The following is a 22,210-nucleotide window of genomic DNA, read 5'->3' on the forward strand; positions in this document are numbered from 1 at the left end:
ACGACCCGGAACTCATTTACTCGTCGACGGACCTTTCCAATGCGTCCGGCGCGATGGACTTCAATGACTACGGAATCGGTTTCTACATTCAAAACTCGGCAGTTGCGGGAGCCGGTCTGGTGATTCTGGTTCACGCCTTGATTGCTACCCTCATCATAGCCGTCGAAGATCGACGTTCGGCCAAACCTCCCGCGTGGGGCGACACCGCTTCCGAAATAATGTAAGCAGCGTTGACCTTAGTTTTTCAAATCACAAGAGGTACGCGCATCAAAAATTTATGCATCGTGAAATTCCGCGATCGTGGGGGAGAACATTGCTCATTGCGACTTGCACCTCCATCGGATTCGTGGCCGCTCCTGCTTGAGACATGGACTACAATGGATAAAGTCACGTTGCCGTGTGTAAGGCGACTACTCAGCGGTGATTGACGACCGTGCTACGTCGCCATTGTTTGAGTTTGCAGAGCGAGTCGGATGGGGGTCGTCGCACCGTGCCACCGAGTTGGACGATAGGATTCTATAAGTGGCGTCACATGCGTTTCGACGACAATATCTCAGCAGACTCGGACCAAACTTCGACGCTTGCCTTTGACCAGATTCAAGCGACCTGCACGGCATTCTTGGCCCAGTGCCGCGCGAATTCAGCGCCCGCCATCCCGCAACTCGTGCGAAAGATTGAGCCTTCGGGACAACCTGCTCTGCTCCGGAATCTTCTGCACATTGATTTACGCCACAGGAGGGGCCGAGGCGAGGTCCCGCAGACGGAGGACTACATTCGGGAAATGCCAGAGCATTCGGCCGTCATCCGTGGTGTGTTTTACGAGACCGTCTCGATCGCACAGCCGCCAGACGCGGGTTTCGCGTCGACTCACATGGCCGACCGCTCCGCGACCGAAGAAATGCCGAGCGGTGATCTTCTGGGGAAGTACCGTTTGCTGCGGAAGCTCGCTGAGAATGCTTTGGGCTCACCTCAAAGGTTTCAAGCTTGCCGAGGAACACGGCGACCAATGGGAAAAGACCCTCTCTGAGATCGCGCTCGGGCAGGTCCAAGAAGAATTTGGTGCGTCGAGACGCTCGGAGCAAACGACGGAAGCAAAGGAGTTTCTGGATCGCCTGGAAGCAGAGATCAAAGCCGAGATGGTCGATCGCACTCGGTTTCGCTAATTGCAGAGGTGTGATGACCTCCTGTATTTCCCTGCCAATCGAACTTGCGGCGGTTGCATCGTCCGCTCGCATTTCGAAAATTCGGCTCGCTGCAGTTTTCTCGAAATATGGGACCGGAACTTGGGCAAACCACGCGGAAGACGATAACCTGCATCGGTGTCGGTACCGAAGCGGCGGAGCGGATCTTGTTTGTGACAGCGAGCGGCCCAACAACTGTCACTTGGAATCGGTCCCTCCGGATTTGGCAACGTTGCCGAACGTACGGTTGCAACCGCTGCCTAATCGCGGGCTCGACATTTGTAGACATTCGGTCGAAGTGACAATTTCACCTGATCAGCGTTTGCGACGCCGTCTGCGAAGAGCCATCACACCGGAAACGACGCATAACGCGAGGGGTGTCCCGGGTTCCGGAATCGCTGTGGAGAAAGCCGTGATCTGAATGTTGTCGATCGCCATCTCGTCGAATCCATTCAACGCATCAAAACTACCGCCTCCGGACCATTCGACGAGCATCGAATCACCATCAGCAAGCGGTTGGAGTACACCGCCAAAGAGACCGTTTTCCGGTAACAGCAGATCGTATTGGAGAGTCGTCTGGACCCATTCTGGCGTTCCGTCCGCCGCTGACGGTGTGTCGAGAAAGACGGGATCGATGAATGCCGAACCATTGCTGAATTCGAGGTCGAAGTAATTGCTGTTATTACTGTCGTTGTAGACCCAAACGTCGTAGCGTACGGTCAGGGCATCGACGACCTGTCCCGTCTGATTTCGTATTCGCAGAGATGGAATGCCAAAGGAAAAGCCGGCGTCACCCAGCTGTATTCCCAGTGCTCGGTTTCCGCCGCCAGTTTCAAAACTGTAGTAACCAGAATCGCTGACACCTCCGCTGCTCATCCCACGCCCAAAGACACCGACACCGACCGTGTCGCCGAAACTTGTTTGCAGACTGCCGTTATCGTCACCAATCACGAGTTCCCAGTCGTTCGAATCCAATGCTCCCCCACCACCTCCAGACGCCAACCCTGCGCCGGTGTAGTCCTGGAAGTCGATCGTCTGAGTTTCACCCAGCAGCGTGAACGTCAACTCAGCTTGGACCGGACGGCCGCTCATGAAAAGAAAAAATGCAGCAAACAAGACAAGGATGATGCGACGAAAGGGTGTCGGACCGCTCATGGTTGTTTCTTTCAAAGATGGACGTTCGCCCCAGTTCCGTCTTGTACAGTAAACGATCCTACCTAGCGAGCGGTGGAGAAACAGGAAAATCACTGCAAAAACGCTATGCGAGTTTTTTCCAGAAATCTGAGGCATGGCGCGATTTGGCGCGATTTGGTGCCACCCACCAAACCTGTGGGGCAACGAAATCATTGCCCTTGCTCGCAGAGCAGCAGGCTGGTCGCACAGACTGCACGCGGTGGGTGGCGCCATTCATCAATTCATCCATAGGACGAATAGGACAGATGCGACCTATAAGTCCTATTTGTCCAATTGGTCCCATTGCACGATTGTTCCCCCATCCTCGGAGCAACGGCAAAACAATGGTGGCAAAACAATTCTCGGCTCTGATCGTTTTGCCCCCATCGTCTTGCCCATCGTTCGCTGTCCAGTCGAGCAACAAAGACTGACAACTGATGGTGCGGCGGTTGCATCGACCGAGGCGAGTTTGCAGCATCGGTTAGGCGGTGTCTCCGGCGGGCACACACCTCGGCCGTTGGCCGGCGTTGGTTGCCCACCGCGGTTTCTTGCGGACGACGCGGCCCGGGCTAATCGTCCGCCAACAACCAGTTGTAATTCCAGACCGGGTTGCCGCATTCGACACAGGTTTCCCCGTTGTCCAACACGCCGCCTTGGCAGCTGCCACAATCCAGGATGCCGGGTAGCAAGAACGCTTGATGGTCACGTTGTTTGGCCGCCTGCTGGGTCGCACCAAACGCGACCGCGACGACGATCCGAACCGCGGACGGCATCAGTTGATAAAGCACCAACGGGGACTTGCGGGCTTCCGGATAAACCTTTTCCAGGCAGCTTGCGAAATGACGCCGACGGCCATCTTCGTCCAGTTGCATGTACTGCCCCACACGCTCGGTAATCGGGCCGTTGCCGAAGCTGCCGCCCAGCCGTAGTTCACCAAGCCAACTGCGGATCCAGTCGACATCGGTGATAAAGCCCGACGCAGCGGCAAACTCGGCCGCCTCGATGATCTGCCAAATGTCGATCTCCGCCTTGGCGTTGTATTCGCTTTGATCAAGCGAGAGCGGAATGCACATCGAGTCCATCCCGAAATAACGCTCCACGTCCAGATGAATCCGGTGAAAAACCAAGTCGCGAACGGTGTTCAAACCGGCCGAAAGACTTTCGACAATCTGAATCCCACGACCCGATCCGACGAGCTGATCCAAGACGGCCGCAGATTGAAGATGTCGGGATGAATGATGTGCACTGGACATGTTCGCTTCGTCCTCCTTCGTTGACCCCACTATAGCGTTCCGAAAACGCTTCGACGATCACGATTCGAAGTGAAATGAAGGCGAACCGAAGAAAGCGTTCAAACCGCACACGCGAGTGTCCGGTTCCGCACGGTACAGGCCGCGCGCGCCGGCCGGTCAGGGTTTCTCCGCATCAATCACGGCGTGCGCCGTGCGATCGCCGACGACAAAGTAACCGAGTGGGTTTTCCGCTTTGTCGGTGATCAACCACACGGCTCCGGGGCGCGATTGCAGGGGCTTTCGCCAACCGGATTCCAACGTCCCAAACGACTTCGGTTTGCCATCGCGATCCATCCAGAACACTTTCACCGGTTGGTCGCGACGATTGGTGAACACGACGCTGAAGGGATTGCCGTCGGGCTTCGACGCAGGCACGGCCGATTCCGTTGCCGGATGCCACCTCAGCTTCGCCAGCGCCGCGTCACTGGGCGCGACATAGGGGGCAAACTCGGCGGGCGCGAGCGCTCGCAAGCGGTCGAGGTGTGCGGCGTGCTGGGGATCCTCGGCAAGATTCGTCCACTCGTAAGGGTCGGCGTCGGTGTCGTACAACTCCTGGTCGCCGTTGTCGTACTGGACCAATCGCCATCGTCGTCCGCTCAGTCCATAGTTGCCGGGCCGATTGAGATGGGTGATCGAGACGTGCGGCCACTCGGCTTCCGCGTTCTCCAGCAGCGGAATCAGCGAGGGTCCGTCGTTGGACGCTTTCGGCGGCAAACCGGCCAATTGGGCCAGCGTCGGGTACAGGCTGAGTAGATTGACCGGCGCGTCGCAAACGGTGTTTGCCTTGGTACCGGCCATCAAACCCGGCGTCCCTGGGGGAACCCGGATCATCAGCGGGACACGGGTGCAAGCTCGCCAACCCGTGTACTTTTGCCAATGCTGCTTTTCACCCAAGTGCCAACCGTGATCGCTCCACAGCACGACGACCGTGTTGTCTCGGTGCGGTCCGTGCTGCAGTGCATCGATGACCCGCCCGAGCATCTCGTCGGCAAACGAAATCGATGCCAGATACCCCTGCAACGCTTGCTTCCATTGGTCGTGTTTCAGGATGTGTTCGAAGTATCGGTTGGGGCCGCGTCGCTTTCCCGCCGGGGGCAAGTCTTCCAAATCGTCTTCGCGATAACCCGGCGGCAATTCAATGCTCTCCAGGGGAAAGCGATCAAAGTATTTCTTGGGGACGAACCAAGGCTCATGCGGACGATAAATGCCGCACGCCAAAAAGAACGGCTGGTCATGTTGTTTGCCCAGTTGCTCGCCGACCCACTGCGACACCAAATAGTCTCCGCCGAATTCCCGGTCCGAAACATCCAGCGGCCCCCAATCGGTTTCTCGGTACTGCCAAGGCCCACCGACGGGCAGGCTGACGGGACGTTTTTCGGGATACAGCGTGCGGGGGAACGGGTCTTCGGTTTCCTTGGGCGGGAAATACTGGTCCCAAGATTGTTGATCAATGAAGTAGTGAAGCAGCTTTCCCGATCCGGCAGACCAATAGCCGTGCCGGGAGAAATACTTGGGCAGCAATTCCGCTTCGGGCAACAACTCGCGCATCTTTTGGCCGTTGTCGTACAGCCCCGACACGTGCGGCGAGATCCCGGTCATGATTGCGGTCCGCGACGGATTACAGGCCGGCGCGGGACAGTGGGCGTTGGTGAACAAGACCCCGCTTTCGGCCAACCGATCGAGGTTCGGGGTTTTCGATTGCGGGTGCCCGCCCATGCACCCGATCCAATCGTTCAGGTCATCGACGGCGATAAACAGAACATTGGGGTGCTCATTCTGCGGCACATTCGGCGGCACATTCGGCGGCGCGGCGACGCAGCGGTTCGGCACGCCCCCAACCGCGGTGGCGACCAGCGAGAGTGCCGTGATCAAAAAGCGATGCATCATCGTAGCGTTCGTCCAATTCAGTGATTTCGACGTGTTGGCGTGCCCGCAAAAATTCGTCCGCGGAATCGGTGGATCGGATTCATCGCACGACGGGGACCGAGACGGCATCTTACTACGTTTTTCGCGAAGCAAACGGTTTGAATAATCGCCGTCCATTCAGATCGCGTTGCGGTCTACTTAAGGGCGGGGCCTTCAATCGATTCGGCGAATATTGGTGTCGCGTGCGTTGTCTGCGATTCGTTTTTGACGATCGGCGAGGTCCATTTCGATCCCGAGATCCCCGGCGTGCGGAAAGTTGCACTGGCGTGATCTCGCCTTGTATACTGGGTGGTCTCTAACTGGTTCACCCGAGGATTTACATCAATGAGAAAGTTTGCTTTTGTGACGAGTCTGTTGTTCGCGCTGACCCAGGGAGCGTCTTCGCACGGCGCCCGGGTCAGTACCATTTTGACGCTTGATGCGGCGACACCGACCGTGAACACGCTGGATTTATCGTTGTCGGCAATGGGCTTCCCACTCGGCGCTTCCGCGACGGAGTTGTCGGGCACGATGAACGCCGAGATCGAAATCGATTTTGCGACCGGAGTGATCTCGTCGCTGAATTTCACCGGCGGCACGATGTTCGGCAGCGAGTGGAGCATGGCTGGCGTTCCGACCGGGAACCCCACTAATCCCACCGAGACGATGACGTTGGTGGGGGCGGGGACGACTGCGACAGCCGACACGATTCCCGCATCGAGCGACGTTGACGGGGGTAACTTCGATGGAACCGAACACTTGATTCCGCTGACCGGAGGAACGGTCTCACCGGTGGGCGTGACGCTGGCCGGGACCGACATCAACGGGGGCGGAACCGGGACGCTGACGGCCACCAAGAACGGCGATCAGTACGATTTGTTCTTCAGCATGGACATCGTGGATTCCGAAACGCTTGACGCTGGTGACTTGGACATCACCGGAACGCTCGTCGCTCGCGGCACCGTGACAGCGATCCCCGAGCCGACCGGTGCGTTCGCACTGATGGTCGTGGTCGGCGGCGTCCTGGTTCGTCGCCGACGCTAAGGAACTTCGGAACAATCAGTGACGGGAATTGAGTGTGGGATAGGCTTCCAGCCTGTCGTTTTCGCCATGACAGGCTGGAAGCCTATCCCACTTCTTGTTCCGACGACGCTTTCGCTTCCAGGCAAAAAGAAACCTCGCCCGCTGATGGCGGACGAGGTTGTGAAGATCGATCGGTTGCTTTCACCGTTACTGGTTCAGCTGTTCCTCGATGGTTTCGCTGGCGTCACGTGTGCCCAGAGCACCCCACAATCCGTAGTTGCTCTCGCTGCCGGGAAGCGAGGAGATGGGGAACGAATTCCCGCTACGCTGGACACAGACCGTTGGCAGCTCGGGATTACCGCCGTCGACGCTATCGGTCATGAAGATCACGGCACCGTCGCCCATCAACACGTGAGCACCACCGGTATGACGACTCCCCGCGGTTGAGATCACTCCGGAGTGATTCCCATCGCTGCCGGTGTTCACGCAATTGGCATTGTTGGGTGGCAGCATGGTGTGCATCGCGGAGTAATAGGCTCGTGAATCCGCCCAACGAGCGTGCTTTGACTGCGACAAGGAGGAGCGAACGTTTGCAGTTTCATCGTAAAACTGGGGGCGTTCCGGATCGATGTGAACCCCCTCTTTGCAACGCGCCGGAATCAGGATGGTGTTGTTGGGATTCGCCATGTCACTGATATTCCGGACGAAGTCTGCTTTGACCTCACGTTTGCCGCCCGAAGTGCAAACTTCAGCGGCAGCAATGGTGTTGGAGAGACCATCCAGAACGTCGCGGAACTTCATCTCATTCCGATTCCAGAAGAATCCACGCTGCGCGGCACGTGCACGTTCAACCGCCCAGTTTTCGTCCCGGTTATTGCGGTTGCCGAAGAAACCATAGTCGTTGACACCACCGTTGTGAGACCGGTCGGCCGCGTCGCCGAGTGAAGCAGCGTAGTTCGTCCGTGCCAGCTGGCCGGGGCCGCGAGCCTGCCCCGGGTCACTCGGGCAACGGAATGCCGGAACCTGGGTCACCCAAGGAACGTACCGCGTTTCCCAGGGGCAGGGTCCCATCGGAAACCAAACGCCGCCGGTCGCTTGCACGCTCTGGCCGGGAGTCGCCTGGGTGCTGGGGTTCGAGATCGAATCCCACAACGCTTGCTGCTCCATGTAGGGAAGGATGGGAACCAACCAGCTGAGGAAAAGTCGGTTGCAGTCTTGCGTTCCGTTGGGAGTGGACGGAGTCCGCGCCGTACCCGTTCCGTTTGTCGGAATCTGCTTGAACGCGGTGTGATAGTTGTGAATCGCAAGCCCAATCTGCTTGAAATTGTTGCTGCACGACATTCGCCGTGCTGCCTCGCGGGCTGCCTGAACAGCCGGAAGTAATAAGCCAACCAAAATGCCAATGATGGCGATGACGACCAACAGCTCCACCAATGTGAAACCCTGTCGCGTAGAACGACGCATCTGCATACCAGACTCCAGAGAAAAGAACATTACATAGAATAGAGGAAGAGTTTCCCCCGCAAGAGCGATGCTAACCGTTTTCTCACCTCCTGTGGCCAAAAACTTGCCAAAATCTTCATTTTTAACGATACCTGACCACTCCACTCCTACGGCCACCCCCGAATCCGCCGCTTTGGTGAGTGTCGATGGAAGGGGTGCATGCGGAACGCCTCGTTTTCCGGCCGCACAGCTCGCCAAGCGTTTCTCCGCGGCCGCGCAGCAGCGGAGAACCGAAAGCCGGTGGCGGTTTCCGCGTCAGGCCCGAAATGAGGATGGGGGCAAAGCACGAGTGGATTCGGCTCAGCGATTCCTTGGCTCGTGACATCCAGCAATGGAGAGAATTCGCGGGCGGCCAGCTGGTCGCCGACTGCCGATCGGGCTGACGATTGGTGCCACCGACGATTGGTGCCACCCACCAATTGCAGTCTCTTCGAGGCACCGCCTAATTTGCTAGCGGCACAATCCGCGTCGCCCCCGCCACGTTTAGTGGGTGGCACCAATTGGGAGTCACGGGCACGTCGCTTCCGCAGCACGAGTCGGTTGTTTCCGACGCGGCAGATTCATCAAGCGCAGAAAAAAAGCGAGCATGCGAATGCTCGCCGGAAAAGTGAATTGCCCGTCAGGAGAAGTGTACCGAGAGCCGGATTTGCAAACGCGGTGGCTGCAGACTCAGCTTCCGCCGCCGCCGCCGGCGCTTGGCGGGCGCTTGGCGGGCTGCTTGGCGGGCTGTGCGTCAATGGTTTCTTCGCCGCGCCACCAGGAAACGGCGTGCGTCGCACAAAACCATCCGCGATGGCGGACTATTCCGTGACGTCCGAATCCATGTCTTCTTCCATCTGTGCTTCGTAATCTTCTGCTTCTTGCTCAATTTCAGCTTCCGAGCGAGTGTCTTCGATGACGGTGTTTGTCTCGCCGCAGCCGACCGCTGAGATCGAAAGGATGGAGGCGCAGAAGGCAAACATGAATGAATAAATCAGGCGTGACATTGCGATTGCTCGTTCGTGAGAGAAGGAAGTGTAGGGCTGATTTGAAACCCTACTCTCTCTCGAATTGTCCTGTCATGCAAGTAGTCGGTCATCAATTTCTACCTCGAACGGTCGACATTGACCCACCACCTACCCCCATAAAATACCCAGACCCGGGCATGTAAAACACGCCCGGGTAACTGGGATCTTCTGGCCCAGGCAAGAGCCGAGAAGTTTCAATAGGTCACGACGGTGTCGTTACAGCAGTCTCACGCAGTTTCGAAACCGTTGTAAGCCGCCATACCGTGCTCGCTGATATCCAACCCGAGGGTTTCTTCTTCCAAGCTGACTCGCACACCAAGGGTGACTTTGAGCAGTCCGAAGACGATTGCGGAGAAGGCGAAGGCAAACCCGCCGATGGCCAAGGTGCCGATCAGTTGGGTCATGAAGCTGTGACTTGAATCGAGGGAGAAGATGCCGACGGCGATGGTGCCCCAGATGCCGCACACACCGTGGACGGAAATCGCACCGACCGGATCGTCGATCTTGATCTTGTCGAATCCGAGGATCGCGACGACCACCAACAGTCCGGCGATGGCACCGATCACGATCGCCGATCCTTCGCCGACGGTGTCGGCACCGGCCGTGATTCCGACCAGACCGGCCAGGATACCGTTGAGAGCCATCGACACGTCGGGCTTCTTCAACAACACGTAGGAGGCAACGATCGAGGTGATTGCACCCGTGGCGGCTGCAAGGCTGGTCGTCACGAACACGTAAGAGACTGCTTTGGGGTCAGCCGAAAGAGCCGAACCGCCGTTGAACCCGAACCAACCGAGCCACAGCAAGAACACACCGATGACGGCCAAGGGCATGCTGTGACCGACGATCGGCTTGATGCCGCTTTCGGTGTACTTGCCCGTTCGCGGGCCAAGGATCAGGACGCAAGCCAACGCCGCGAAGCCGCCGAAGGCGTGCACGATGCTGGATCCGGCGAAATCGTAGAAGCCCATTTGATCCAACCAGCCGCCGCCCCACTTCCAGCTACCGATGATCGGGTAGGCGAAACCGACCAACAGGGTCGAGAACAACATGAAGACGGGAAGCTTGACACGTTCGGCAACGGCACCCGAAACGATCGTTGCAGCGGTCGCCGCGAACATCGCTTGGAAGATGAAGTCACCCCACCAGGTGTAACCGGCGTTGTAGTCCGCGGTGGTCATGCTGACGTCGTTGAGCGATTGCCCAAACCAGCTGCCCATCGCGAAGTAGCCATTGAAGTCGCCGGGGTACATCGCGTTGAAGCCCCAGCAGGCGTACAGCAGGATTCCTGTGCAGACGATCCAGACGTTCTTGAAGATAATGTTGACCGCGTTTTTCTTCTGCGTCAGACCCGCTTCCAGTGTGGTGAAGCCGAGGTGCATGATGAACACCAGGGCGGCCGAAATGCAAATCCACAAGTTGTTCACTGCGAAGACGGCATAGCCATCCGAGGCGACGTACTCTTCAGACGAATAGGCGCTTTCCGCTGCGACCTCTTCGGCTTGTGCCAGGACCTCGGGAGTGAACGCGGCGCCAAGGCATAACGCCCCGGCAAAAAACAGACCCGTGAGCAATGGTGCTCGCATTAACTTAGACATTCGATTCCAAACCTTCTCGAAATTAGGAAATTTGCTGAGCGGTCCCGGGGGATTGGGGACTCTCACTCACTTGTTCAGCCAGTGACCAGACCGAGACGCCGGGAACTCCTACCTGGGCCATCTTTCACGATGCTCAAGAGTCGAAAGCGTTCTCAAATCTGTGGCATGCACATCGGAAGCACCGAGTTGGCAACTGGCGGACCAATGCCTAAAGTGACCGTCTGACCAGAAGCGCAAACCCTTTGATGGCAAATACTTAAAAAACTTTCAAAAACGCGGAAAATCATTCAAGCCAACTAAACACATGTTTCAATGCTCATCCCGTGTGCAGACGGCCCGGCGGATGCCAGTTTTGTGAGCACGTCCGTGGAGGCGTGTTTGCGACTCCAGGTCGGGGCCATTCCTGTCGAGCCCAGGCGTCGCTGCAGGCACCAGACGGCGGCCTCGACGAGACGGTGATGGCTGAACGATGGGTGGCAGAACGATGGGTGGCAGAACGATGGGATGGCAGAACGAAGGGATGGCAGAACGATGGGATGGCAGAACGATGGGATGGCAGAACGATGGGATGGCAGAACGATGGGATGGCAGAACGATGGGATGGCAGAACGATGGGGTGGCAGAACGATGGGATGGCAGAACGATGGGACGGCGGAACGATGGGACGGCGGAACGATGGGACGGCGGAACGATGGGACGGCGGAACGATGGGACGGCGGAACGATGGGACGGCGGAACGATGGGACGGCGGAACGATGGGACGGCGGAACGATGGGACGGCGGAACGATGGGACGGCGGAACGATGGGACGGCGGAACGATGGGACGGCGGAACGATGGGACGGCGGAACGATGGGACGGCGGAACGATGGGATGGCAGAATGATGGGATGGCAGAATGATGGGATGGCAGAATGATGGGACGGCAGAATGATGGGACGGCAGAATGATGGGACGGCAGAATGATGGGACGGCAGAATGATGGGACGGCAGAATGATGGGACGGCAGAATGATGGGACGGCGGAATGATTCTGGCTCCAAGACCGGAGCGGTCAGAACATGATTCTGCCACTTCCAATCATCCTGCCGTTCCGCCATCGAGAACGCCGTCTTCTCCAGCGGACGGTGACTGTCTGCTGCTGCGTCGCTGCAAACGCCAGATGGCGGTCAGGTTCATGGATGTAACCTGTCGCAACGGCTCTACCGGCCGCGGCGAATGACGCGACGATATGTAGACGCGAACTCGCTTTTTGGCGATGATCCCGCAATCACGCGCTGCGCCGCAGTGGAGCGATCTCGGTAGAATGCCCGACGCTGGAAAGTTTTTTTCCACTGGTCGGAGGTCGCTTTCTCGGTTCGGACGGCTACCCTTGTCGTCGCTCATCAAAAGCCGAACCTTCATCACACTCATCAATTCGCATGATCGGATCACTCTGTTGTTTTTGTCTGGCGCTGGTCGCCGAAGTCGAACCGGTCATCGAGGGCAGCGAGGCGGGGGGCAGCGGTCGGACGCTGCTGTATCTGACCATCGCAGTGTTTCTGATCATTTTGAACGGCTTTTTTGTGGCCGCGGAATTTGCGCTCGTCAAAGTGCGTGTGTCGCGGATTGAGCAACTCGCCCGCGAAGGCAAGCTCTTTGCCAACACCGCCCGCTGGCTCGCCGAGCGTTTGGACGAATCGCTGTCGGCATGCCAGCTCGGGATCACCATGGCCTCCCTGGCGCTCGGCTGGGTCGGTGAGCCGGCGTTTTCCAAACTGGTCGAACCGTTGCTGGGCTGGGTGGGCGTGACCGATGAAGCAGTCGTCAAGGTGATCGGATTTGCGATCGCGTTTTCGGTGATCACCGGGTTGCATTTGGTGACCGGCGAACAGTTCCCAAAGATCTTTGCCATTCGCCGCCCCGAACAGGTGTTGTTGTGGTGTGCGATTCCGCTCAAGTTCTTCTACGTCATCCTGTATCCGTTTCTCACGGTTCTGAATATCGTCACGACGTATCTGTTGAAATTGGTGGGTATCCGCGGGGCGTCGGATCACGAATCGGTCAGCACGGAAGACGAGATCCGCGCGTTGCTGACGGAGGCCCATGTGCATGGCAATCTGACGCGCAGCGAACATCGTCTGATTAACAACGTCTTTGAATTCGATGATCTGATCGTGCGTCGCGTGATGTTGCCCCGCGGCGACGTCATTTTCTTTGATGTCAACGAACCGATTTCGGTCCTTCGCGACCTGGTTCGGACGACCATGCACACGCGCTACCCCGTCTGTGACCGATCGTTGGACAAGGTGCTCGGCGTGGTGCACATCAAGGACTTGTTGACGGTTCCCGAGGCGGATTCGGATTTCGATGTCCGGACCATCATTCGTCCTCCCAAGAAAGTCCACGAGACGATGCCGATCAGCAAGGTGCTGAGACATTTTCAGGCGACGCATCAGTTGTTGGCGTTTGTGATCGACGAATACGGCACGATCACGGGGATGGTGACGCTGGAAAATGTGCTGGAGCGGATCGTCGGTGAAGTCGACGATGAGTTTGACAACGCCGATCCGAACATCGTTCCCGAAGGCAAAGCTGAATTTGTGGTCAACGGCACGACACCGATCGATGAGGTGCGACGGCGACTGGCCATTCCGCTGAACGAATCCGACGAGGCGGACACGATCAGCGGCATGCTGATGGATTTTCATCAGAAGATTCTGACCCAGGGTGATCGCATCGAATTGGAAGGAGCGGTCGCGGAGGTTTTGGAGATGAAGAACGATAGCGCCACCAAGATCCGTTTCCGGCTGACGACCGCGGAGTGAACGGTTCGGTCACCGGGGGGGAGGTGGAAAAAAATTTGCCGCCGGCTGAAAAGGATTTCCCAGCATGCCGCACCCCGCCCGCTTTCGGCCGGTAAATTCCCGGCTGAGAGCATTGATCAACGCTCTGGCATGCGCTCTGGCATGCATTGTGCGTCGCGTCAGCATCGGATGTTAGCGGTGCAGTCTCCGCACATCGATCCGATCCTTGCAGCTGTTGTTTGATCGTTCGATCGTGTTGAATCCCGCACGATGTCAGCACGAAGACGACAACCGACCGGGGGAGGTGTGGAATGAGCGACGCGATTTGGCGAGTTCAGCGAGGCGAAGGCCCGTTGGTGGCGACCGCGGTCCACGACGGACACGCGATGCGCGACGACGTGTTGTCGCAGGTCAAACTCGATGACCGTGGTCGGCTCCGTGAAGAAGACCCGTTCACCGGACTCTGGACCAAGTGTGCGCCCACACGGGTCATCGGATTGCGGTCACGGTTCGAAGTCGATTTGAACCGCCCTCGCGACAAAGCGGTTTACCGGACGCCTGAGGATGCGTGGGGGTTGACGGTTTGGAAGGACCATCCGGCCGATGAAATGTTTGCAACATCATTGGACCAGTACGATGCGTTCTATGCTGCGATGCAAGCGATGCTGAGCGGCATCGTGGCGGAGCAGGGACACTTCGTCCTCTACGATTTGCACACCTACAATCACCGACGGACCGGGCCGACCGGAGCAATCGCCGATCCACTGGAAAACCCACAGGTCAACATCGGCACGGGAACGATGGACCGCCGGCGTTGGGGGCACGTGGTGGACGCCTTGATCGAAGGGTTGCGAGAGTTCGACTTCCCGGGCGGCAAACTGGATGTCCGAGAGAACGTCAAGTTTCGTGGCGGCAATTGGCCGCGTTGGATTCATGAAACGTTTCCGACGTCCGGTGTCGCGATCGCGATCGAATTCAAAAAGTTCTTCATGGACGAGTGGAGCGGCCAGCCGGATCCCGCCGCCGTCGACGCGATTTCGGATGCCCTTCAATACTCGGTGCCCTTTGTCATGGACGCCTTCAACCACCCGCGGCTTGTTTAGAACGATGACCACCACCACACACGGAAAACGAACGATTGCCAAGGCCGAAACGAACCGCGTCCCGGAATCGTTGATCGCGGCGGTTCGCGATCGATTGTCACGGAACGAACGCGTGCGTCGGACGTTGCCGCACAAGGGGCGCCTGCACATCGACCGACAAGTTCCGTTTCTGTGCGTTTATCGCCAACCGCCGGAATACGATGATGCCGGAACCGAGCAGCTGGTGCGGGGCGAGGCCTCGTACTTGATCGGGTCGGGAGCGTCAGAGTTTCATGACAGTCTGTCGAAGCTGGTGGGGACGGTCGTCAAGACGCTGTCGGCGGAATTTGGCGCGTTTCTGATCGTCGAAATCTGGTCGTCGCCCGACGGTGGCAAGGCCAACGATCCCGCGGTGCCATCGGTGTTGCCGACGTTTACGATTCAAGCACCCGGCACCGCCAAACTGGACAACGCCGTCGAGTCACTTCGCAAACGTCTTCAGAAAATGAAGATTCTGAAACACGGAGTTGAGGTCCAAGTGGTTCGCGGCGGCACGATCTGTCCGCCGGGAATGAAGCCGCTGATCGATTCGCCACGTGCGCGTGAAATGAACTGTTGGAAGATCGGTTTGATGGTCCCACCCGTGTTCCGCAAAGCGAACACCTCCGTCGAGTTTCCGCTCCTAATGGGCCAGTTGCGGAGAAGTCTCAGTCATGCGCTTCGACACGCTTATTTTCAGTTTGCTTGTGACCGGACGACGCACAGCCCTGATCACTTCCATACGCTGGGTCGAAAAGCGGTGGTCAAAGCGGTTTGGGACATCGACCGGCAACTCGCCGAAGTCAGTAATCAATTCGATTATTTGCTTCAATTAACGCCGGTCAATCCGACCAGCGCTTGGAAAGAGTTCGAAGCCGGTCAGTGCAAGCATCCGCCCGAGTTTCATTATCGTCCGCTGCCGGTCGATCCGGCGCTGTTGAAACGACAACTCTATAAGATTCCGATCGAACGTGTCGAAGATCCCTCATTGCAGCGACTTTTTGAAGAGAAGCAGGAAGAGCTGGAATTGAAGCTCACCATGCTGAGGGACCGAGACACGCCGCGATTCAAGCACCTCAGTATGGCGCTGTTCGGCGGAGTCAACGATGCCGTGCTCCGCATTGCCAAAGAGTTATTGACGACACTGCCGGCGAAGTCTTCCCCGAGCAAGGCGAACCTGTTTTCAGCCAAGCAGTTTGCCGCGTGTGTTCAGAAGGAGATTGACCACTACCGTGGCGTTTGTCCGGATTTCAAAGCCAAAGTCGTCATTTCGGATGACGCCAGCGGGTTGATCGTCTCTCGCGGCAGGCTGATGGTGAACTCCGATTTGATGCTCGCAGAGGACCGAGTGGCGGCCTTGCTGGCACACGAAGTCGGAACACACCTGGTGACCTATTACAACGGCCGATTGCAACCGTTTCAGCAACTCTATTCGGGGCTGGCTGGATATGAAGAGTTACAGGAAGGTCTGGCGGTGTTGTCGGAGTACTTGGTCGGCGGATTGACCACCTCGCGGATCCGGCAGCTCGGCGCCCGTGTCGTCGCGGTCCGTCAGATGGTCGACGGCGCGTCCTTCGTCGAGAATTTTCATTCGATCCACGACGATTTTGGCTTGAGCAAGCGCGCGGCCTACAATGTCGTGATGCGGGTCTATCGCGGCGGCGGATTGACGAAAGACTGCGTTTATCTACGCGGGCTGATCGCGATTTTGAAATACGTGCAAAAGGGCGGCGACTTGAATCCGCTGCTGGTCGGCAAGATGGCGGTTAAGCACATACCGATCATCAAAGAATTGCAATATCGCGGCGTGCTCAGCAAGGCGCCGATCACGCCACGATTCATGCAAGACCCGCTAGCGATCGGGCGGCTGGCAAAGCTACGGGGCGGCGTCGGCTCTGTCGTCGATTTGGTGTCGGAACTCAAGACAAATGGAAGTGTCGGATGAGATTGGGAATCGTCGTCAATGTGATGGGCAGCGAAGAAGCCGGTGCGACCACGTATCGTTTGGCCGCCGAAGCGACCAGCCTGGGGCATGAGGTCTGGATCGTCAGTACGGGAAATCTGTCCTACGACGCCAACGACACGATCGGTGCGTTCGCCCGGATGGTGCCGCCAGGGAAATACAGTTCGCAAAAGTACCTAACGCTGCTCAAAGGCCCCAAGGCGATCAACGAATGGATCACGGTCGACGATTTGGACGTGTTGCTATTGCGCAGCAATCCATCGGTTCAGCGTGCCTGGGCTCAATCCGCCGGCATCCACTTCGGTCGACTCGCCATGCGTCATGGCGTGATCGTGTTGAACGATCCCAACGGATTGTCCAAAGCGATGAACAAGTTGTATTTGCAGACCTTTCCCGAACCGGTTCGTCCACGAACGGTGGTCACCCGCAGTCTGAGTCGCGTGACGGCGTTTCTTAAAGCGGAAAAAACGATCATTCTGAAACCGTTGCAGGGTTCCGGTGGGACGGGGGTTTTTATCGCGCGGAGCGATGAAAACCACAACATGGAGGACATCTTTGAATCGGTCAGCCGTGACGGTTACGTGATTGCCCAACAGTACCTGCCGGCTGCGGCGGAAGGCGACACACGGTTGTTTTTGATGAACGGGCTGCCGCTGCGTCACAAGGGAAAATACGCCGCGTTCCGACGCGTTCGCACCGGCGACGACATACGCAGCAACATTCACGCCGGCGGTCGGCTCCGTAGGGCCGTTGTCAACGACACGATGTTCGAACTGGCCGAAATGGTCCGTCCGCGATTGGTCGAGGACGGCATGTTCTTGGTCGGGCTGGACATCGTGGGCGACAAGCTGATGGAGATCAACGTTTTCTCCCCGGGCGGTTTGGGCAGTGCCCAGAAATTCGAAAAAGTCAACTTCACCCACGCGGTGCTCGACGCTTTGGAACGAAAGGTCGACTACATGCGGTACTACCGGCGCAACTTTAGCAACGTTGAGCTGGCTACTCTTTGATGCTGTTTTACTACTCTCGTGACCCCAAGGCGGATCGATGAAAATTGGATTTGTAGTCAACGATGTTTTGACCGAAGAGGCGGGCTATTCCACCACGCGTCTGGGCTGTGAAGCCGTCAATCAAGGCCACGAGGTGTTTGTCATCGGTGTCGGCGATTTCGCCTACGACCCGGACGAATCGATCCGCGCCCGGGCCCGCAGCGTGCCGCAAAAAAAGTACGGCAACCACGAAGCGTATTTGAAGGATTTGCAGGGCCAGAAGTCCGTCAAATCGCGAGTCACGGTGGATGATCTGGATGTGCTGATGCTTCGCAACGTGCCCTCGGACGACTATCTGAAACGCCCCTGGGCATCCTCGTCGGCCGCCGAGTTCGGCCGCGTGGCGATGCGGCACGGTGTGATCGTGGTCAACGATCCGAACGGATTGTCCAAAGCGTCGACCAAGATGTACTTTCAACTGTTTCCCGAAGAAGTCCGTCCGCGAACGCTGATCACCCGTGATCGCGACGAGATCAAGGACTTTGCCAAATCCGAAGGCCGCTGCGTGCTCAAGCCGCTGCAGGGTTCGGGCGGGGCGAGCGTGTTTCTGGTCACCGAGAGCGACATCCCGAACTTGAACCAAATGATCGACGCGGTCAGCCGAGACGGATTTGTGATCGCCCAAGAGTATTTGCCGGCGGCTGCCGATGGCGACATGCGGTTGTTCATCATGAACGGCCGACCGCTGCAGGTGAAAGGAAAATACGCCGCGTTTCGACGTGTCCGCAGCGGCGGCGACATGCGCAGCAACATCCACGCCGGCGGCAAGCTGGCGGCGGCAGAGATCGGCGAGTTGGAACTGAAGATTGCCGAGATCGTGCGTCCAAAACTGGTCCAAGACGGGATGTTCCTGGTCGGCTTGGACATCGTCGGTGACAAATTAATGGAGATCAACGTGTTCAGCCCCGGTGGGCTGGGCAGCGCCCAGAAGTTTACAAAAATCAATTTCAACAAGTACGTGATCGCGGCGTTGGAACGCAAAGTGAACTACATGCAGTACTACGGACGCAACTTCGACAACGTCGACATGTGCACGCTGTGATGTTGACGTCCCAGGTTAGCGAAGACCACGAGGCGATTTCCGACGCGGTGATCGAAGGGATTTGTGTGCGTTTGGCCGAAGACAAGCGGATTCGGCAGCGGCTGCCCGGCGGCGGGATCCTGCAGATGGATCGGTTGTTGCCATTTCTGTGCGTCTATCGCCGCAACCCTCGACGACGTGATGAAGGCACGGCGCGGCTGGTGATGTCCGAGGCGTCGTTCCTGTGCGCCCCCGGCACAGCTCCCGTCCGCACGGGTTTGAAGCGTCTGGTGCTCCGGATTGCCGAAACCGCGATCGAGCGTCTCGGTTCGTTTTTGATCCTCGAAGTCTGGTCCGGCGAAGATCGCCCCCAGTACGATCCGTCGACCGGGGAGATCGAATTGCCGCGTCCCGAGTTTCAGTTGTTGACACGGCGTCCGCACCGACCCGAAGGCACGGTGGCGACGTTGCAGTTCGCGCTGCAGCAGATCAGTCTTCATCGCAAGAAGGCCGCGGTGCGAGTCAACATGCATGCCCAGAATCATCCACCCGGCATGACGGCGTTGATTCCCGAATCGATCGAAACAAAGATCGGATGCCATGTGTTGGGACTGGAGGTCCGACCGGTCTATCGCGACCCGGAATCCGGCGAAGTCTACGACCGTGTGGCGACCTCGTTTGTTCGCGACGTGTCTCATTCGTTGAAAAAAGGCTTCTTCGCCTTCGCGCTCCATCGAACAGAGGTTCGCCCGCAGCACTATTTCTCACTCGGCGTCAGTCGTTTGTCCAAGCAAGTGCTGGTCATCGATCGGCAGTTGGCCGACCTGAGCCGACAATTCAAATTTCTGCTGTTGGTCACTCCGATCAATGCCGAACGCGCCTGGGAGAAGTTTTCCGAATCGGGGTTCCGCAAAACCCCGGTCTTTCAGTACCGGCCGTTGGATGTTGACCCGTTGCTGCTGAAGCGGCGGCTGATGAAGATTCCCACCGAACGTGTGACCGATCCGACGTTGGCGTATGTGCTCAGGCAAGCCCAGTCCGAACTGGATCGGCAGATTTCGATGCTGGCCGATATCGGAACCCGTCGCTTTTTGCCGGGCAGTTTGCAAGTCTTTGAAGGCGTCAAACCGAAGCTTCGTGAGCTGTCCCTGGAGATTCTGAAAACGCTGAGCCATCGCGAGTCGGCGTCCAAGGAATTGCCGCTGCTCGACGCAACCGCCTTTGCCCAACGGGCGAATGCCGAAATCCAATACTATCGGGATCAATCCCCCGCGTTTCTGGCCCAGGCCAGCGTCCGCGACGACATGTTTTCGGGGTTGATGGTGGCCGGCGCGGAACTGTTGATCGGTCGCGAAACTCGGATCGCCGAACGACGCGCCGACGCGCTGCTGCAACATGAAGTCGGAACGCATTTGGTCACTTACTTCAACGGAGCGAGTCAGCCGCTGCGATTGTTACAGGTCGGGTTGTCGGGTTATGACGCGTTGCAGGAGGGGCTGGCCGTGCTGGCGGAGTACCTGGTCGGCGGATTGAGTGGTGCGCGAATGCGAACGCTGGCCGCACGCGTGATCGCCGTCGGCGATATGATTCGGGGCGAGACGTTCGCGAGTGTCTTTGCGCAACTCGTCGACGGATTCGGTTTCGAACCGCGGACGGCCTACACGATCACGATGCGAGTGTTTCGTGGCGGCGGCTTGACGAAAGATGCGTTGTACCTGCAGGGCTTGGTCGAAATCTTGGACTATTTGGGCGGCGGTGGTGAAGTCGAGCCGCTGTTGACCGGCAAGATCGCCGTCGAACATGTTCCGGTCGTCCGTGAACTGCTGTTCCGAGGCATCCTGCGTCCACCGGCGCTGCGCCCCAAATACCTGGACTCGCCCGAGGCGCAGGTGCGACTCGACGGTATCCATTCCCGGACCACGGTTCTTGATCTCATCGACAACGAAAAGGGTTTATGATGCGCATCGGCTTTCTCGTCAACGACGTCACCACAGAAGCGGGCAATTTCACCACCAGTCGGTTAGGCCAGTCGGCGGTCAATCTCGGACATGAAGTCTGGGTGATGGGCGTGGGCGATTTAGCATACGACCCCGACGGCATGATTCGCGCTCGAGCCTGCTCGGTTCCCAAGAAACGCTATAGCAATTCGGAGACTTACACGGCGGAGCTGCAAGGCAAGAAGGGCGTCCGCAGTCGCATCACCGTCGACGAGTTGGATGTGTTGATGCTGCGCAACGTCCCCTCGGACGACTATCTGTCACGCCCTTGGGCGGCGACCACAGCCAGCGAATTTGCACGGACCGCGATGCGACACGGGGTGATCGTGCTGAGCGACCCGACAGGTTTGTCGCAAGCGTCAAGCAAGATGTATTTTCAACTGTTTCCCGAAGAGGTGCGGCCCAAGACGCTGATCACCCGCGACCGCGATGACATCAAGCATTTCGCCAAAGAGGAGGGAAAGATCGTCATCAAACCGCTGCAGGGTTCCGGGGGCGCGAGCGTCTTCTTGGTGCGTCCGGAGGACATTCCCAACCTGAACCAGATGATCGACGCGGTCAGCCGAGACGGGTTTGTGATCGCCCAGGAGTTTCTGCCCGCGGCCGAGCAGGGCGATACTCGATTGTTCGTGATGAACGGTCGACCGCTCCGCGTCAAAGGCAAGTACGCCGCATTTCGACGCGTCCGCAGCGGTGGCGACATGCGCAGTAACATTCATGCGGGGGGGCAAAAGGCGGCAGCCGAAATCGACCACACCGCGCTGCGAATCGCTGAGATTGTGCGTCCCAAGTTGGTTCAAGACGGCATGTTTTTGGTCGGTTTGGACATCGTGGGTGACAAATTGATGGAAATCAATGTGTTCAGCCCCGGCGGGTTGGGGAGCGCCCAACAGTTCGAAAAGGTCAACTTCTCGGCACACGTGATCGAGGCGATCGAACGCAAAGTGGACTACATGCAGTACTACGGACGCAACTTCGACAACATCGAAATGTGCACGTTGTAACGCGAATCGCGCGAATCGCGACACGTGTCGATCCGTTCCCAGTAGAATGTTGTCAGCGTCTTTTCCCTCCTGCAAAAGCGCGTGTCGTTTGTGGGCGTTTGCGCCCTGGTCGAGGTCAATGTGGTGAAGAACATCCTCGTATTCGAGATCGATGAGCGGCAACTGGGCATTTCCGCCGATTTGGTGGTCGAGGTCGTCCGCGCAGTGACGCCCCTGTCGTTGCCTCGTGTTCCCGAAACCGTGATGGGGATCATCAATCTTCGCGGCGAGGTGGTTCCGGTGCTGGACACGCGCAAGTGTTTGCGATTATCGGCAATGCCGGTTCGCCACACGGATCACCTGGTGATCATTCGCGACGACGCCTTGTGTTATGCCTTGCACGCCGATCGTGCGGTCGATCTGGCAACGCTGCAGGCCGATGCGACCGACGACGAGGATTCCGAACCGGCCGGACAGCTCGCCAAGACCTCGCTCGGGTTCGTCCAGTTGCTCAATCCCTGGGATTTGTTGAGCGCCGATGATCGGGCGGAGTTGGCGTCCATCGTCTCGTCCGCGCCGGCGGCGGAGGCGAACGGCTGATGGGTGGCGCG

General features: G+C 58.0%; 17 protein-coding genes. 11 read left to right on the forward strand and 6 right to left on the reverse strand.

Annotated features, from left to right (window positions below; genetic code table 11):
* Positions 1-953 precede the first annotated feature (953 nt).
* Positions 954-1,163: a hypothetical protein gene (locus Enr13x_RS18240; protein ID WP_145388390.1), complete on the forward strand. Its 210-nt coding sequence runs from the start codon at positions 954-956 to the stop codon at positions 1,161-1,163.
* A 333-nt stretch (positions 1,164-1,496) separates the two neighbouring features.
* Here the strand turns inward: Enr13x_RS18240 and Enr13x_RS18245 are convergent, their stop codons facing one another.
* The 3 genes from Enr13x_RS18245 to Enr13x_RS18255 all read right to left on the reverse strand — a co-directional run bounded on the left by Enr13x_RS18245 (position 1,497) and on the right by Enr13x_RS18255 (position 5,533).
* Entirely contained in the window at positions 1,497-2,528 is a 1,032-nt protein-coding gene (locus Enr13x_RS18245) for a PEP-CTERM sorting domain-containing protein (protein WP_197456129.1), read from the reverse strand.
* Positions 2,529-2,923: 395 nt separating this feature from the next.
* Positions 2,924-3,607 carry a hypothetical protein gene (locus Enr13x_RS18250; protein WP_145388392.1) on the reverse strand — a complete coding sequence of 228 codons (684 nt, stop codon included), beginning with the start codon at positions 3,605-3,607 and terminating at the stop codon, positions 2,924-2,926.
* 156 nt (positions 3,608-3,763) lie between these two features.
* On the reverse strand, positions 3,764-5,533 hold the full coding sequence (locus Enr13x_RS18255; protein WP_261344191.1) for a sulfatase-like hydrolase/transferase: 1,770 nt from the start codon (positions 5,531-5,533) through the stop codon (positions 3,764-3,766).
* A gap of 363 nt (positions 5,534-5,896) precedes the next feature.
* On the opposite strand from Enr13x_RS18255, the gene Enr13x_RS18260 reads away from it, so the two are divergent.
* Positions 5,897-6,595, forward strand: a complete 699-nt coding sequence (locus tag Enr13x_RS18260) for a PEP-CTERM sorting domain-containing protein (protein WP_145388393.1) — start codon at positions 5,897-5,899, stop codon at positions 6,593-6,595.
* Between the two features lie 186 nt (positions 6,596-6,781).
* Here Enr13x_RS18260 and Enr13x_RS18265 read toward each other — a convergent pair whose 3' ends face one another.
* From Enr13x_RS18265 to Enr13x_RS18275, 3 genes are all read right to left on the reverse strand, one after another.
* Complete coding sequence (locus Enr13x_RS18265; protein WP_390621089.1) at positions 6,782-8,068, reverse strand: DUF1559 family PulG-like putative transporter; 1,287 nt, start codon at positions 8,066-8,068, stop codon at positions 6,782-6,784.
* 809 nt (positions 8,069-8,877) lie between these two features.
* On the reverse strand, positions 8,878-9,063 hold the full coding sequence (locus tag Enr13x_RS18270; protein WP_145388395.1) for a hypothetical protein: 186 nt from the start codon (positions 9,061-9,063) through the stop codon (positions 8,878-8,880).
* 248 nt (positions 9,064-9,311) lie between these two features.
* Positions 9,312-10,682 (reverse strand): ammonium transporter, encoded by a 1,371-nt coding sequence (locus tag Enr13x_RS18275; protein ID WP_145388396.1) that lies wholly within the window; start codon positions 10,680-10,682, stop codon positions 9,312-9,314.
* A gap of 531 nt (positions 10,683-11,213) precedes the next feature.
* On the opposite strand from Enr13x_RS18275, the gene Enr13x_RS18280 reads away from it, so the two are divergent.
* The 9 genes from Enr13x_RS18280 (at position 11,214) to Enr13x_RS18320 (ending at position 22,199) form a co-directional block, all read left to right on the forward strand.
* Positions 11,214-11,582 carry a hypothetical protein gene (locus Enr13x_RS18280; RefSeq protein ID WP_145388397.1) on the forward strand — a complete coding sequence of 123 codons (369 nt, stop codon included), beginning with the start codon at positions 11,214-11,216 and terminating at the stop codon, positions 11,580-11,582.
* A 518-nt stretch (positions 11,583-12,100) separates the two neighbouring features.
* Positions 12,101-13,486: a hemolysin family protein gene (locus Enr13x_RS18285; protein ID WP_145388398.1), complete on the forward strand. Its 1,386-nt coding sequence runs from the start codon at positions 12,101-12,103 to the stop codon at positions 13,484-13,486.
* A 290-nt stretch (positions 13,487-13,776) separates the two neighbouring features.
* Positions 13,777-14,568 (forward strand): N-formylglutamate amidohydrolase, encoded by a 792-nt coding sequence (locus Enr13x_RS18290; RefSeq protein WP_145388399.1) that lies wholly within the window; start codon positions 13,777-13,779, stop codon positions 14,566-14,568.
* A 4-nt stretch (positions 14,569-14,572) separates the two neighbouring features.
* Entirely contained in the window at positions 14,573-16,531 is a 1,959-nt protein-coding gene (locus tag Enr13x_RS18295) for a flavohemoglobin expression-modulating QEGLA motif protein (RefSeq protein WP_197456130.1), read from the forward strand.
* A complete protein-coding gene (locus Enr13x_RS18300) occupies positions 16,528-17,559 on the forward strand; it encodes a glutathione synthetase (protein WP_145388401.1) in 1,032 nt (343 codons plus the stop codon). Before Enr13x_RS18295 ends, Enr13x_RS18300 begins: the two co-directional genes overlap by 4 nt.
* A 37-nt stretch (positions 17,560-17,596) precedes the next feature.
* Complete coding sequence (locus tag Enr13x_RS18305) at positions 17,597-18,640, forward strand: glutathione synthetase (RefSeq protein ID WP_145388402.1); 1,044 nt, start codon at positions 17,597-17,599, stop codon at positions 18,638-18,640.
* Positions 18,640-20,577: a flavohemoglobin expression-modulating QEGLA motif protein gene (locus Enr13x_RS18310; protein ID WP_145388403.1), complete on the forward strand. Its 1,938-nt coding sequence runs from the start codon at positions 18,640-18,642 to the stop codon at positions 20,575-20,577. Before Enr13x_RS18305 ends, Enr13x_RS18310 begins: the two co-directional genes overlap by 1 nt.
* Positions 20,574-21,620 (forward strand): glutathione synthetase, encoded by a 1,047-nt coding sequence (locus Enr13x_RS18315; RefSeq protein WP_231744363.1) that lies wholly within the window; start codon positions 20,574-20,576, stop codon positions 21,618-21,620. The genes Enr13x_RS18310 and Enr13x_RS18315 overlap by 4 nt, the downstream gene beginning before the upstream one ends.
* A gap of 123 nt (positions 21,621-21,743) precedes the next feature.
* Complete coding sequence (locus tag Enr13x_RS18320; RefSeq protein ID WP_197456131.1) at positions 21,744-22,199, forward strand: chemotaxis protein CheW; 456 nt, start codon at positions 21,744-21,746, stop codon at positions 22,197-22,199.
* Positions 22,200-22,210: the final 11 nt, after the last annotated feature.

The sequence above is a fragment of the Stieleria neptunia genome (genome assembly GCF_007754155.1).
Lineage (GTDB): Bacteria > Planctomycetota > Planctomycetia > Pirellulales > Pirellulaceae > Stieleria > Stieleria neptunia.